This window comes from Nibribacter ruber, assembly GCF_009913235.1.
Classification (GTDB): Bacteria; Bacteroidota; Bacteroidia; order Cytophagales; family Hymenobacteraceae; genus Nibribacter; species Nibribacter ruber.
This window is the reverse complement of record NZ_CP047897.1, coordinates 2455233-2469254: the sequence shown is the minus strand read 5'-3', so window position 1 is coordinate 2469254 and position 14022 is coordinate 2455233. Positions and strand designations below refer to the sequence as shown.

Here is a 14022-nt window from a genome sequence, read left to right as displayed (position 1 = left end):
TATATTTGCTTATGCGAATAAAAGGGACATCAATTTAAAAACCTTTCTTTACTTTGGCATTGTTGAGTAAAGAAGAACACACACTTATGGATAAATACTCTTATATCGCCAATGCCCACGGAGCTTACATAGATGAGCTTTACAAGCAATTCAAGGCAGATCCAGAATCAGTTGAATTTGGATGGCGTAAGTTTTTTGAAGGTTATGAGTTCTCTGATACCTACCCAGGGGAAAACGGAGCCGGCGCTACTTCTGCTCCCGCCTCAGTGCCTGGTGCTGGTGCATCTGCCGGGGCAGTGGAGAAAGAAATCCAGGTACGTAATTTAATACATGCGTACCGTTCGCGGGCTCACCTGAGAGCCAAAACCAATCCGGTTAGACCCAGAAAAGACAGAAAAGCCCGCCTTGACATTCAGGAGTTTGGCCTTTCTGACGCAGACCTGGACACATCCTTCCAGTCTGGCACTGAACTTGGATTAGGCAACGCCAAGTTGCGGGACATCATCAACGCCCTGCAGAGCATTTATGAGGATTCCATCGGGTTTGAATACATGTACATCCGGGACCCAGAGGTGCTGGATTGGTTTAAAAAGAAAGTAGAGAAAGATTCTCTGGCGTTTAATCCGTCAATAGAATATAAGAAGCGCATTCTTTCCAAGCTGAACGAGGCAGTGGTGTTTGAGAACTTCCTGCACACTAAATTCTTGGGGCAGAAACGCTTCTCTCTGGAAGGTGGAGAAACCACTATCCCGGCCTTAGATGCCATCATTGACAAAGGCTCTGAACTGGGCGTGGAGGAAGTGGTGATTGGCATGGCGCACCGCGGTCGTTTGAACGTGCTGGCCAACATCATGGGCAAAACCTATGAGCAGATCTTCTCTGAGTTTGAGGGAACGGCCGTGCCGGATTTGACCATGGGCGATGGCGATGTGAAATACCACATGGGCTATTCCAGCGAGGTAGAGACGCCGTCTGGCCATAAAGTGAACTTGAAACTCGCACCCAACCCATCGCACTTAGAAGCGGTGAACCCAGTGGTAGAAGGCTTCGTGCGCGCCAAGATTGACACTATGTACGGCAAAGATTCTTCTAAAATCCTGCCTATCTTAATACACGGTGACGCGGCCGTAGCCGGTCAGGGCATTGGCTATGAGGTGATTCAAATGGCGAAGCTGGAAGGCTACAGCACCGGCGGTACCGTTCACTTTGTGATCAACAACCAGGTTGGTTTCACCACAGATTTTGAAGACGCCCGTACGTCTATCTACTGCACAGATTTGGCTAAAGTCATTGACGCACCGGTACTGCACGTGAATGGAGATGATCCAGAGGCAGTGGTATTTGCCGTACGCCTGGCTACAGAATATCGTCAGAAATTCAAGAATGACATCTTCATTGACATGGTGTGTTATAGACGTCATGGCCACAATGAAGCAGATGAGCCTAAGTTCACGCAGCCGCAGTTGTATAACTTAATCTCTAAGCACCAGAACCCCCGCGAGATTTACAACAAAACCCTGGTGAGCCGCGGTGATGTAGACGCGCAGGTGGCCGAGGAGATGGACAAGCAGTTTAGAAACATGCTGCAAGACCGTCTGGACATGGTCAAGCAGAAGCCTTTGCCTTACAACTACCAAAACTTGGAGAAAGAATGGCAAGAACTGCGCCGCTCAACGCCAGAGGATTTTGACCAATCACCTGAGACGGGCATTTCTATTGAGGCGATTGAGAAGGTAGGAAAGGCTTTGACCACCCTGCCAGAAAACTTCAAACCGCTCAAGCAGATTGAGAAGTTGACCAAAGAGCGCCAGGACATGTTCTTCAACAACCGCTCGTTGAACTGGGCCTCGGCTGAATTGTTAGCCTATGGTTCTATTCTTCTGGAAGGCAAGATTGTGCGTATGTCTGGACAGGACGTGCAACGGGGTACGTTCTCACACCGCCACGCGGTGTTGCATGACGCCAACACCAGCGCCGCCTATACCAACTTGAATCACATCGCCGAAGGCCAGCAACAACTGCATATCTACAACTCCCTGCTTTCTGAGTATGGCGTGTTAGGATATGAGTTTGGTTACGCCATGGCCAACCCGAATGCCTTGGTGATTTGGGAAGCCCAGTTTGGGGATTTTGCCAACGGTGCGCAGGTCATGATTGACCAGTTCATCTCTTCTACAGAGTCTAAGTGGCAACGCATGAACGGCGTGGTGATGTTATTGCCGCACGGGTATGAAGGCCAGGGACCCGAGCACTCCAATGCCCGCCCAGAGCGCTTCTTGCAGCTGGCCGCCGAGTACAACATGTATGTGACCACCTGTACCACGCCGGCTAACTTCTTCCATATGCTGCGTCGCCAGTTGGCTACGCCGTTTAGAAAGCCGTGTATTCACATGTCGCCTAAGTCTATGTTGCGCCACCAGGCAGTGATGTCTCCCATTGAAGACTTCACCCAAGGCTCGTTCCAAGAAGTGATTGGCGACGGCTTTGCCGATGCGAACGCTGTAACCAAAGTGTTGCTGTGTACTGGTAAAGTATACTATGACCTTCTGGAGGAACAGCAGAAGACAGGCCGTACGGATGTAGCCATTGTTCGTCTAGAGCAGTTGCATCCGTTCCCTAAAGTGCAGTTGCAGGCAGAGCTGGCCAAATACCCGAACGCCCAAATTTATTGGGTACAAGAAGAACCTTATAACATGGGTGCTTGGACGTACATTTTAAGCACTATGCGCAATGCGGTAGTAGACGTGGTTTCCCGTAAATCAAGCTCGTCGCCGGCTACTGGTTACAACAAAGTGCACCAGAAAGAGCAACGTGCCATTGTAGAAAAAGCCTTTTCCATTTAACTAAGAAAGCTTCCGTTTTTGTGCTACTTTTCAGGAAATAGCCCAAAAACGGAAGCGTATTAAGTTCATCTTAATCAAAAAGATATGTCATTAGAAGTGAAAGTGCCGGTAGTCGGCGAATCCATCACCGAAGTAACCGTTGCCAAATGGTTGAAGCATGACGGTGACCAAGTGGCCATGGATGAAATCATCTGTGAGCTGGAATCTGACAAGGCCACCTTTGAACTGCCCGCTGAAGCCGCTGGTGTACTTCGTATTCAAGCGCAAGAAGGAGACACTATTCCAGTAGGCGCGGTTATCTGCGTGATTGAAGGTTCAGGCGCTGGCGCTTCGGCTCCAAAACCAGCCGCTGCCACTACGCAAGAAGGCATGGTAGAAACTAAAACCGTTTCTGACCCGCAAAGCACTCCGGTAGCCGAGCAGGTTCCTAGCCGCGATGCCCAGAACCAACCTACAGAAGGCGGAAGCGCAGGGCAGGCGAGTACCGGGACCGGTCAAACCATTGATATCAAAATCCCGACCGTAGGCGAATCTATCACCGAAGTAACCATTGCCAAATGGGTAAAAGCCGACGGTGACCAAGTGAACATGGACGAAGTGCTATGCGAGCTAGAATCTGACAAAGCCACGTTTGAGTTACCCGCTGAGGCCGCCGGCGTATTGCGTATTGTAGCCCAGGAAGGCGAAACCGTAGAAATTGGCGCTACCATATGCCGTATTGAGGTGGGTGCTGGTTCAGGCGCTTCGGCTCCTAAGGCAAGTGCTCCAGCGGCACAGCCAGCGCAAGCGGCTTCTGCTCTAGCAGGCGGTGCATCTACCTACGCCAGCGGAACTCCATCACCAGCGGCGGGTAAAATCCTTTCTGAGAAAGGCATCTCCGCTTCTGATGTAAGCGGTTCTGGCCGTGACGGACGCATCACCAAGGAAGACGCGCAGAACGCACAGACTCGTCCGGCAGCTCCTGCCGCTCAACCAGCCGCAGCTTCTGCCCCGGCTACTTCTCAAGCATCAGCTCCAGCGGTGGCGGGTTCAAGAAACTCACGCCGTGAGAAAATGACCTCGTTGCGCAAGACGGTGGCCCGCAGATTGGTGTCTGTGAAAAATGAGACGGCCATGTTGACTACTTTCAATGAGGTAGACATGAAACCAATCATGGACATCAGAGCCAAGTACAAAGAGACGTTTAAAGAAAAGCACGAGGTAGGTTTAGGCTTCATGTCCTTCTTCATCAAAGCCTGTACCGTAGCTCTTAAAGAATGGCCAGCGGTAAACGCCCAGATTGATGGTGGTGAAATGATCTTCAACGACTTCTGCGATATTTCTATTGCCGTGTCTGCGCCTAAAGGTCTGGTGGTTCCGGTTATCCGCAACGCCGAAGGCCTGAGCCTGGACGGTATTGAGAAAGAGGTAGTGCGTCTGGCCAAGCGTGCCCGCGAGAACAAACTGGGTATTGACGAGATGACCGGCGGTACCTTCACTATCACCAACGGGGGTGTGTTCGGGTCTATGATGTCAACGCCTATCATCAACGCACCGCAGTCAGCTATCCTGGGTATGCACAACATCGTGAACCGTCCGGTAGCCATCAACAACCAAGTGGAAATCAGACCAATGATGTACCTGGCGCTATCGTATGACCACCGCATTATTGACGGTCGTGAGTCGGTAAGCTTCTTGGTGCGCGTGAAAGAATTGCTGGAAGACCCAATGAGACTGCTTTTAGGTGTTTAATAAATAGATTCAATGATGGAGGAGTGAACGAAGGGTTTGCTCCTCCATTATTTTGATAAGCGACAGAAGCAAAGATTGCTAGTTATCTCTTCCCCCTTTGTCTTCCTGAAAGGATCTTGGTGGGAACTGTAAAGGCATTTAGTAAGTGCCTATCTAGCTTGCTCACGAGATCCTTTCAGGATGACAGGATGGGCGTTTTTGGCTTGTTTTCACGAAAAGAAGCCAAAAACAGTTATAGAGTTTACTCTGTTGCATAAATTTTTGAGAACGAGGAATTCTTCCTCTTTAAAAAAGAAAGAACATGAAATACGATGTAACGGTCATTGGTTCAGGTCCGGGAGGCTATGTAGCCGCTATTCGCTGTGCGCAGTTGGGTCTGAAAACAGCCATCATTGAGAAATATTCGGTTTTAGGTGGTACTTGCTTAAACGTAGGCTGTATTCCGTCTAAGGCATTGTTGGATTCGTCTGAGCATTATCACAACGCCGCGCACACCTTTAAGGAGCACGGCATTGACTTGGAGAACCTGCAGGTGAATTTGGAGCAGATGATTACCCGCAAAAGCGGCGTGGTGAAGTCCAACAACGACGGGATTGCCTACCTCATGAAGAAGAACAAGATTGACGTGTACAACGGTCTTGGCTCTTTCGTGAACAAAAACACCGTTAAAATCACCGGTCAGGACGGCGCCGAACAGCAAATTGAAACCGATAAAACCATCATCGCGACTGGTTCTAAGCCGGTGAATTTGCCATTCTTGCCCATTGACAAAAACCGCATCATCACGTCTACCGAGGCTTTGACCTTGAAAGAGGTGCCTAAGCACATGATTGTGATTGGCGGCGGCGTGATTGGTTTGGAGCTAGGTTCTGTTTATGCGCGTCTGGGCGCGAAAGTTTCTGTGGTTGAATACACAGACGCCTTGATTCCAACTATGGACCGTGCCTTGGGTAAAGAACTACAGCGCGTGTTAAAGAAGACATTGGGCTTCCAGTTCTTCTTCGGGCATAAAGTGACGGGTGCGCAGGTAGAAGGCGATGTGGTAAAGGTAACTGCCGAAACCCCTAAAGGAGAAACCATCACCATGGAAGGCGACTATTGCCTGGTGTCTGTGGGCCGTAAGCCGTACACTGAGGGCCTGGGCTTGGAGAATGCTGGTGTTCAGATGGCAGAACGTGGTATGATCGCCGTAGATGACCATTTGCAAACCAACGTACCGGGCATTTACGCCATTGGGGACGTAGTACGCGGTGCCATGCTGGCCCACAAAGCCGAAGAAGAAGGTGTACTAGTTGCCGAGCAGATTGTAGGTCAAAAGCCGCACATCAATTATAACCTAATCCCGGGTGTAGTCTATACGTGGCCAGAAGTAGCTGGTGTTGGTTTGAATGAGGAGCAATTGAAAGAACAGGGCCGTGCTTACAAAGCGGGTTCCTTCCCGTTCAAAGCATCGGGACGTGCCAAAGCGTCTATGGACACAGACGGTTTTGTGAAGGTGTTGGCAGATGCGCAGACAGATGAGATTTTGGGTGTGCACATGATTGGGCCACGCGCCGCAGATATGATCGCTGAGGCCGTAGTGGCCATGGAGTTCAGAGCGTCCGCTGAGGACATCGCGCGCATGAGCCACGCGCACCCAACCTACACCGAGGCCATGAAAGAAGCCTGTCTAGCCGCTACTGAGAACAGAGCGATTCATATCTAATTCATACCAGATAGCTTATAAAAGAGAAGGCCTCCCCTGATGATTCAGGAGAGGCCTTCTCTTTTATGTCGTTTTTGGCCTGTTTTCCAGGAAACAGCCCAAAAACGGGGTTTAGAAATTCCAGCCGAAGGTGAGCACGAAGTTATGGTTCTTGTTTTCAGTGGTCACCAAAGGCGTCTCCAAGCCAAAGTACTCAGAGCTGGAGTTGTTCACGTCTACGTTGGTGTAGGGCGCATACAGGCTCTTGTATTGGCTGTGCACGTAGGCCGCATCTATGAAGTAGTTGTTTTGTCTCAAACCAACGCCTCCGCTGAAGAAGGTCTTAGACTGGTCAATGTCACTGTCTTTGAATGGATCACCGTAAAGGCCGTAACCAGCTCTTACTCTGAAGACGTCAAAGCGTCCCTCGGCACCCAGTCGGTAGTTCACTGCGCTTTTGTAAGCAGAACGAGTGGCTTGGTTGGCCTCACTGAAAGAATAGTCGTCAGCGCTTAAACGGCCGTTGCTGTAATCAACATATTCTACGTCTGCGGTGATGAATCCATTCTTACCCAGGAAGACGGCGGCTCCTCCGCTTGCTCTAAAGGGCGTGGTCAGGTTGTATTCAAACTCGCCCGGGTCTGTGTACGCATATTGGTTCAGGCTAACGCCCGCCGCAGGCTCATTTTTATAGTTTACCTCCAGACTGGTATTGTAGGCATCGCGCAAGGTGTACCAGGTAGGCGTCTGCACAGTAACCCCAAAGCGCACAGCATCACTTGGTTTAAAGATAGCCCCCACTTTCAGCATCACGCCAGAACCTTCGGTAAGCAGTTCATCGCGCAGCGTGAGGCTGGTGATGTCTGTAGCCGGGTCCTGCTCTGAATAGGTTCTGGTGCGTTTGTAGCGCAGCGAGGTAATGCCCACAGACGCCCCTAAGAAGAGCTTGTCTCTAAAACTGGCCCCGTAAGACAGGTCCCACTGGTTCTGTGAGCCGCTGGTCTGGATGGTTTCAGAGAATTGGTTCACATCATTGAGATTAGGCGCGAAGAAACCTTGGGCATCCTCATCAATCAAATAGGTGTCAAAAGCCAGATCCTGCAGGGAGAAAGGGTTGGAGCCAGACGGACTCAATCCGTTGGCATTGGCCTGTTGGGCGGCATACTCGCCAAACTTCATGGCAGAGGCCGGGCTGGTGCCGTTGTAGGCCAGACGTTGGTTGAAGTTGTTGATGCGGGTAAAACCAATACCAAACGCCCCAGAACGCCAGTCGCCCTCTTCGTCATCTGCCTTGCGGGTAGAAATGACCAGGCCTACCTGGGGTAAGTTCAGGTTGTTGCGGTTATCCAAGGCCGAGGTGCCGTAGACTGTGCTGTTGTTCTCATTGAAGTTAAGACCCGCCGAGACGGTCACTTCAGAACGTCTGAACAGGCCCAGGCCAGCCGGGTTGGCTAGCAATGTGCCAGCATCGCCGCCCAGGGCCACGTTGGCGCCAGAAAGACCTAAGGTGCGGGCAGTGCCGCCAAAATCAGTGCGGGAGAATCTAAGGACGTCTGCTTCGTTTTGAGCAAAGCCCTTCCCGGCACTACCTAGCAACGCCAGGCAGGCCAGAAGAAAGCGGTATCGTTTCATGTACGTGGGTTAGAAAAGAAGAAATTAGTTTCTGCCTCTTCGGCTTGATCCTGAACTTGATCCTCCGGAAGAACTGCCACTGCTGCCAGAAGAGGAGGAAGAAGAACGGGAAGGTTCGTAGGAGCGGGAAGGCTCAGAAGAACGGCTTGGTTCATAAGAAGTCCGCGACTGGGTTCTTTCGCGGGTGCGGGTTTCCGTCTGCCCTTGGGAGGACGGCGCGTTTTCTCTGCGGCGTACCGGACGCTCCTGCTGTTGTACCTCAGAAGAACGGCTGCGGTTCACGGGTTGCACATCTTCAGATTGGCGCGTGGTGGTTCTTCTTCTGGTAGCCGGATAGCTAGAAGCGTCTGAACTGCGGCTAGACCTGATTACGCCATCTGGAGCCGTACTGGCAGAGCGGCTTCGGCTGTTAGGCGCCACCACAGAACCTCTGCTGTCTCTAATACCTGCTCTGGTGGCAGCGGCGCTCCCAACGTTGGAAGACCGGTCATGGCGCGGGCCATAGTTTACTTTGCGGGCATACACATCGCCTCTGTAGTAACCGTCATAATAGCCGCCGCCGTAGCGGTACGGGTTGTAATAGCCATAGCGATAAGGGCTGTAGCCATAGCCGTAGCCCCAGGGGTTGCCCCAGCCCAGCCCAATGGAAACCATTACGCCACCATACACAGGGCGCGGCCAGAACGGATCATACATGACCACAGGTCTGTAGAACGGGTCATAGAAAGGATCATACCACGGGTCATACATGGCCCCGCGGGCATAATACCTGGACGGTGAATAATAAGGAGAGTACGCGTAGTACGGGTTGCCGAACGGCGCATCATAGTACGAGTACTGGTATGGGTCATTGTTGCGCGAAGAGCGGCGTTCCTGCGCGTACGTCTCTGGGTCGCTTACCCGTTCCGTGATGTCCTCAGAAGAACCTTCGTCCTCTGCGTAGGCTCCCTGGTTGGAGCGTTCCTCATAGGTGGGCTCTACGTACGTGACTTTGTCTTTAGAGGAAAAATATACGTCATCTGTCTCACTGGTCTGCAAGTTAGAAGACGTGCTACAGCCCGCCGCCAGGAAACCAAGCAAGGGGAGTAACAGGACTTTATTTGTAAACTGGTTCATTATGGTACAGGTATAAGAGTAGTTGGGTAAGGACACTTTATTCAACACGAAGCCAGGTATCACTACTATCCGGTTCGCCAACGTTTCTATTATAATATATTAACGTATTTTTGAGCCGAAAAGGTATGGACGCGCTCAAGAATAAATAAGCAAATTCCATGCCGAAGATTAGATTATTGCTATATAATTCACACTAGTAAAGATACATAAAATGAGCAAAGGGTTGCCTAAGCGCAGTGAGGATTATTCCCTCTGGTACAATGAGTTGGTAAAAAAGGCCGGACTGGCTGAGAATTCTGCCGTGCGCGGCTGTATGGTCATTAAACCGTACGGCTACGCCATCTGGGAGAAAATGCAGCGCGTCCTGGATGACATGTTTAAAGCTACAGGACACTCCAACGCCTACTTCCCCCTATTTGTACCCAAAAGTTTGTTTGAGGCCGAAGAGCAGAACGCCGAAGGCTTCGCCAAGGAATGCGCCGTAGTGACCCACTACCGCCTGCAGAACGACCCCGACAAAAAAGGAAAACTGCGCGTAGACCCCAATGCCAAACTGGAGGAAGAGCTGATTGTGCGCCCTACCTCAGAAGCCATCATCTGGAGCACCTACAAAGGATGGATTCAAAGCTACCGCGACTTGCCGTTGCTCATCAACCAATGGGCGAACGTAGTGCGCTGGGAAATGCGCACCCGCCTGTTCCTGCGCACCGCCGAGTTCCTGTGGCAAGAAGGCCACACTGCTCACGCCACCGCGCAAGAAGCCGTAGAGGAAACTGAGCGCATGCTGCACGTGTACGCTGACTTCGCTGAGAACTTCCTGGCATTGCCAGTAGTGCGCGGAAAGAAAACGCCTAATGAGCGCTTTGCCGGTGCTTTGGATACTTATTGCATTGAAGGTTTGATGCAAGACGGCAAAGCCTTGCAGGCTGGTACGTCTCACTTTTTGGGGCAGAACTTCGCCGAGGCCTTTGATGTGAAATACGCCACCAAAGAAGGCGGCTTGGAATATGTATGGGGAACGTCTTGGGGCGTGAGTACGCGTTTGATGGGTGCCTTGGTGATGGCCCACTCAGATGATGAAGGTCTGGTATTGCCACCAAAGTTGGCACCTATCCAGGTAGTGATTGTGCCTATCTACAAAGGCGAAGAGCAACTGGCCCAGATTTCTGAAAAGGTCTTGGCCCTGAAAAAACAACTGGAAGCCAAAGGCATCTCGGTTAAGTTTGACGACCGTGACACCGAACGCCCAGGCTTTAAGTTTGCCGAGTGGGAACTGAAAGGCGTACCCGTGCGCATCGCCATTGGTGGTCGTGACCTGGAAAATGGCACCGCTGAGGTTGCCCGTCGTGATACCAAAGAGAAAAGCTCTCAGCAATTTGATGATCTGGTGAATTTGATTCCGGCTTTACTAGATGAGATTCAGGCCAACATCTACCAACGCGCCTTTGACTTTAGAGAAGCCAATACCACCAAGGTAGATTCTTATGAGGAGTTCAAGCGTTTGCTAGACGAGAAGCCGGGCTTCATCCTGGCGCACTGGGACGGCACGCCAGAAACCGAAGAACGCATCAAGGAAGAAACCAAGGCCACTATTCGTTGCATTGCCTTGGATACGCCTGAGGAAGACGGCGTAGACATGGTCACCGGTCAGCCGTCTAAGCGCCGCGTATACTTTGCCAGAGCGTATTAATTTGAAGATTTGGAAATGAGGAGATGTGAAAATGTCTCCGGTCATTCATAGAAAAGCGGAAGTTGTGACAACAGCTTCCGCTTTTCGTTTTTGGGCTATTTTCTGGGAAACAGGCTAAAAACGGTTTTTAACTCCATTCTGAATGTTATGTCTAACGGTCTCGTATAAACCACGGAGACGGCCGTCGGCCTAGCTGACGGTTATACAATGTTGAGGAAAGTTGTTTTTACTCATTCTTGCCGAACCTAATTTCTTGCTCTTTAACCCAGTTGTGCCTGTTTCTCGTGGTTGTTTCTGGAAGCTCTGCTATTTCTCCAGCTTTAACAGAATTTAAAAGCTCGTCGATTAACTTTTCTGGTACTTTTAGAGATTCGTTTGGATTTATATACTCAAGTCCGATTAATGCTGTCCAAAGGTTGACTCTGTATTGTCATTCCATTTGAAAGTACAGGAAACTATGAAGTCCTTTTTCTTCTATTATACTTTTTCCTAATGTTATTGCTTTTTGGTAGTCGTCCAATGTGCTTTTCTCAAAGTCGAATGGATGTGTCTTTTTAAAGAAAAGCTCTCTGCAGGTAATCAAGAATTCAGTTTCCAATCCCTTAAATTTTTAATCTTATCAATTTTGTCCAACTATCTGCTAAGCAGAACTATTCAATTTATCTGCACTAAGTGCGGAGTAAAACATCTCTTTGTGCCAAAAACCTAAACCTGCCAGAGGTCATCGAATATAAGATAAATGACGTTAAAAATATAGTCTTGGCTATATATTCCACCCGCTGAAAACCAACGATCTCAAAGCAAAGGGCCACCCAAAAGACAGGCGTTCAACTTACCCATCAATGGATTTGATCAGGCGGGTGTCACCGGCCAGCCAGACAATGTCCTCTGTCTGAAAAACGGTGCTGGGCTCTGGGTTTAAGATGCGGTGGCCGTGTCGTTCTATGCCTACAATCAAGCCGTTGGTTTTTTCCCGGATGCCGGAGTCTCGGATGCTCTGATGCAGAAAGGGAAACTTGCTGTCTACCACCACTTGCCTCAGTGAGATGTCGGGTTGGTCCATGGCCAGGTCCATGACAGAGGTGTCAATCTCTACGTGGGGTTTGAACTGGGCTAGCTGCTCATCCGTGCCGATGACCGTGATTTTGTCTGCGGGGTAGAGCCACTCGGTGCCCCGGGGGACGGGAATGACCCGACTGCCGCGCTCTATGCGGGCAATGTTCACCCCAAAACGCTCGCGCAGGGCCAGGTCCAGCAGGGTTCTGCCCGCAAAGTAAGAGTCCGGGCTCACCCTGAACTCAGCTAAGTGGGCATCCCAGGGCAGAATCTTCTTCACCGGCGACTCATTCTCCAACTCGCGTTCGTTGAGATTGGTCAGGAACCGGCGTTCAATGCGGTCATAGGTTTTGCGCAGACGGTGCGTGAGCAACGGGAAAATGATGCCTATGAGAAGGGCCGCAATCAAAAGCGCCACCTGGATGGAGAATAACTGATCCAGCAACAGCCCTACAAACAGAAGCGCCAGCACAATCCGGCAGATCTCCAGCCCCAGCAGCGGGCCGCGGGCGTATTTCTTGTCGCGCCAGAGCCGGGAATAGGCGCGTGAGCCAATGCGCCTGATGGACAAGGCATAGATAAACGGAGACATGAGCACCAGCGCCAGAAACACCGTCAGGAGGTTGCCCCAGAGCCCCGGAAAGGTATCTGCCACCAATGGTCCCAGGTACTGGATGTTGAGTAGAATAATACCAATCAATACCACTGAGTTAGTGATCATGATCTGGGCAAACGCGCGCAGCACCAACTGCCAGTCGCTGGCGTGGCTGATGGACTGGGCGCTGGAGCTGTAGGTGTCCAGTCTATTCTGCCAGTGGCTGGGCAGGTGCTTTTCCAGGAAATGATACAGGGGCTCGGCAGACCTGATCAGGAACGGAGTGGTAAAGGTAGTGAGGGCAGAAACCGCCACCGCAATGGGATACAGGTAATGGCTGGTGACCTGCAAGGTAACGCCCAGCGTGGCAATGATGAAGGAGAACTCCCCAATCTGGGTTAAGCTCACCCCCACCTGAACGGCCTGTTTGAGCGGTTGCCCAGAAGCCAGCGCGCCCAGCGTGCTGAACGTGAATTTGCCCAGAATGAGCATACAGGAAATGAGCAGCACCGGCCCTAGATGCTCTGCCAGGGTAGACAAGTTGATGAGCATGCCCACAGACACAAAGAAGACGGCCCCAAACAAATCCTTCACAGACCGGGTGAGGTGCTCAATCTTCTCGTTGAACACCGTCTCTGCCAGAATGGAACCCATGATGAAGGCACCCAGCGCCGGCGAAAACCCGGCCTCAGAGGCCAGTACCACCATGAGCAGACACAAGGCCACCGAGATGATGAGCAGCGTCTCTTCGCTCATGAGTTTTCTGGCCCGGCGCAAAAAGGACGGTACCAGGTAAATGCCCCCCAGAAACCAGATGGATAAAAAGAAGCCCAGCTTGAGCATGGCCAGCATCAAGGCCTCGCCGCCAAACTGCTGGCTCACGGCCACCGTAGACAAAAGCACCAGCAGCAAGACGGCCACCAAGTCTTCCACCACCAGAACCCCGAAGACAACGCCCGTAAACTTCTGGGTTTTTACGCCCAGCTCGTCAAAGGCCCTAAGAATGATGGTGGTGGAGGAAATGGCCATGATGCCGCCCAAAAACAAGCTGTTGATGGTGTCCCAGCCCAGGAGCTGGCCGGTCACGTAGCCCAGCGTCATCATGCCCAGGAGTTCGGTCATGGCCGTGACCGATGCGGTGCCGCCCACCCTGGCCAGCTTCTTGAAACTGAACTCCAGCCCCAGGCTGAACAGCAGGAAAATTACCCCAATCTCGCCCCAGATGCTGATGGTTTTTCCATCGGTGATGGTGGGCATGAAGTCAAAGTTGGGACCTACCAGCAGACCCGTCAGAATGTAGCCCAGCACTAAGGGCTGTTTCAGTTTCTTAAAGATGAGCGTAGTGATGCCTGCCGTGCCCAGAATAAAGGCCAGGTCTGTGATGAGCGCCGGAAGATGGGTGGCCGTAACGTCTGCCATCTGGGTGGTGGGTTGAGACTGAAAACATGCGCCGCCCAGCGGGCTCCGCCAGGTGACTTTTATGCATACGCAGTTCTGGCAGGTGTGTCGTGGCAGAGGAATAAGATTGCCAGTGAAATCATGAGAGGGTAAGGCAGGTCGTTTTTGGCCTGTTTTCTGGAAAAGAGCCCAAAAACGCGGATAAGTCACAGTAGAAAATCCATGAGGCCTGATGAAGTTTAAAAGGTGCGTACTGCGCACTGCTGCCTAAAAGAGC

At 51.3% G+C, this 14022-nt stretch carries 7 protein-coding genes; 4 read left to right on the top strand and 3 right to left on the bottom strand.

Features of this window, described 5'->3' with window-relative positions:
* Positions 1-86: 86 nt before the first annotated feature.
* The 3 genes from GU926_RS10345 to lpdA all read left to right on the top strand — a co-directional run bounded on the left by GU926_RS10345 (position 87) and on the right by lpdA (position 6279).
* Positions 87-2843, top strand: a complete 2757-nt coding sequence (locus GU926_RS10345; protein WP_160691542.1) for a 2-oxoglutarate dehydrogenase E1 component — start codon at positions 87-89, stop codon at positions 2841-2843.
* An 84-nt stretch (positions 2844-2927) separates the two neighbouring features.
* Positions 2928-4574, top strand: coding sequence for a 2-oxoglutarate dehydrogenase complex dihydrolipoyllysine-residue succinyltransferase (gene odhB, locus GU926_RS10340; RefSeq protein ID WP_160691540.1), 1647 nt, complete (start codon positions 2928-2930; stop codon positions 4572-4574).
* A gap of 301 nt (positions 4575-4875) precedes the next feature.
* Positions 4876-6279, top strand: a complete 1404-nt coding sequence (lpdA, locus tag GU926_RS10335) for a dihydrolipoyl dehydrogenase (RefSeq protein ID WP_160691538.1) — start codon at positions 4876-4878, stop codon at positions 6277-6279.
* Between the two features lie 111 nt (positions 6280-6390).
* On the opposite strand, the gene GU926_RS10330 is transcribed toward lpdA, so the two are convergent.
* Positions 6391-7890, bottom strand: a complete 1500-nt coding sequence (locus GU926_RS10330; protein ID WP_160691536.1) for an OmpP1/FadL family transporter — start codon at positions 7888-7890, stop codon at positions 6391-6393.
* A 24-nt stretch (positions 7891-7914) separates the two neighbouring features.
* Positions 7915-9006: a hypothetical protein gene (locus GU926_RS10325; protein WP_160691534.1), complete on the bottom strand. Its 1092-nt coding sequence runs from the start codon at positions 9004-9006 to the stop codon at positions 7915-7917.
* Positions 9007-9217: 211 nt separating this feature from the next.
* On the opposite strand from GU926_RS10325, the gene proS reads away from it, so the two are divergent.
* Entirely contained in the window at positions 9218-10696 is a 1479-nt protein-coding gene (gene proS, locus GU926_RS10320) for a proline--tRNA ligase (RefSeq protein WP_160691532.1), read from the top strand.
* 832 nt (positions 10697-11528) lie between these two features.
* Here proS and GU926_RS10315 read toward each other — a convergent pair.
* Positions 11529-13766: a cation:proton antiporter domain-containing protein gene (locus tag GU926_RS10315; protein ID WP_160691530.1), complete on the bottom strand. Its 2238-nt coding sequence runs from the start codon at positions 13764-13766 to the stop codon at positions 11529-11531.
* Positions 13767-14022 lie beyond the last annotated feature (256 nt).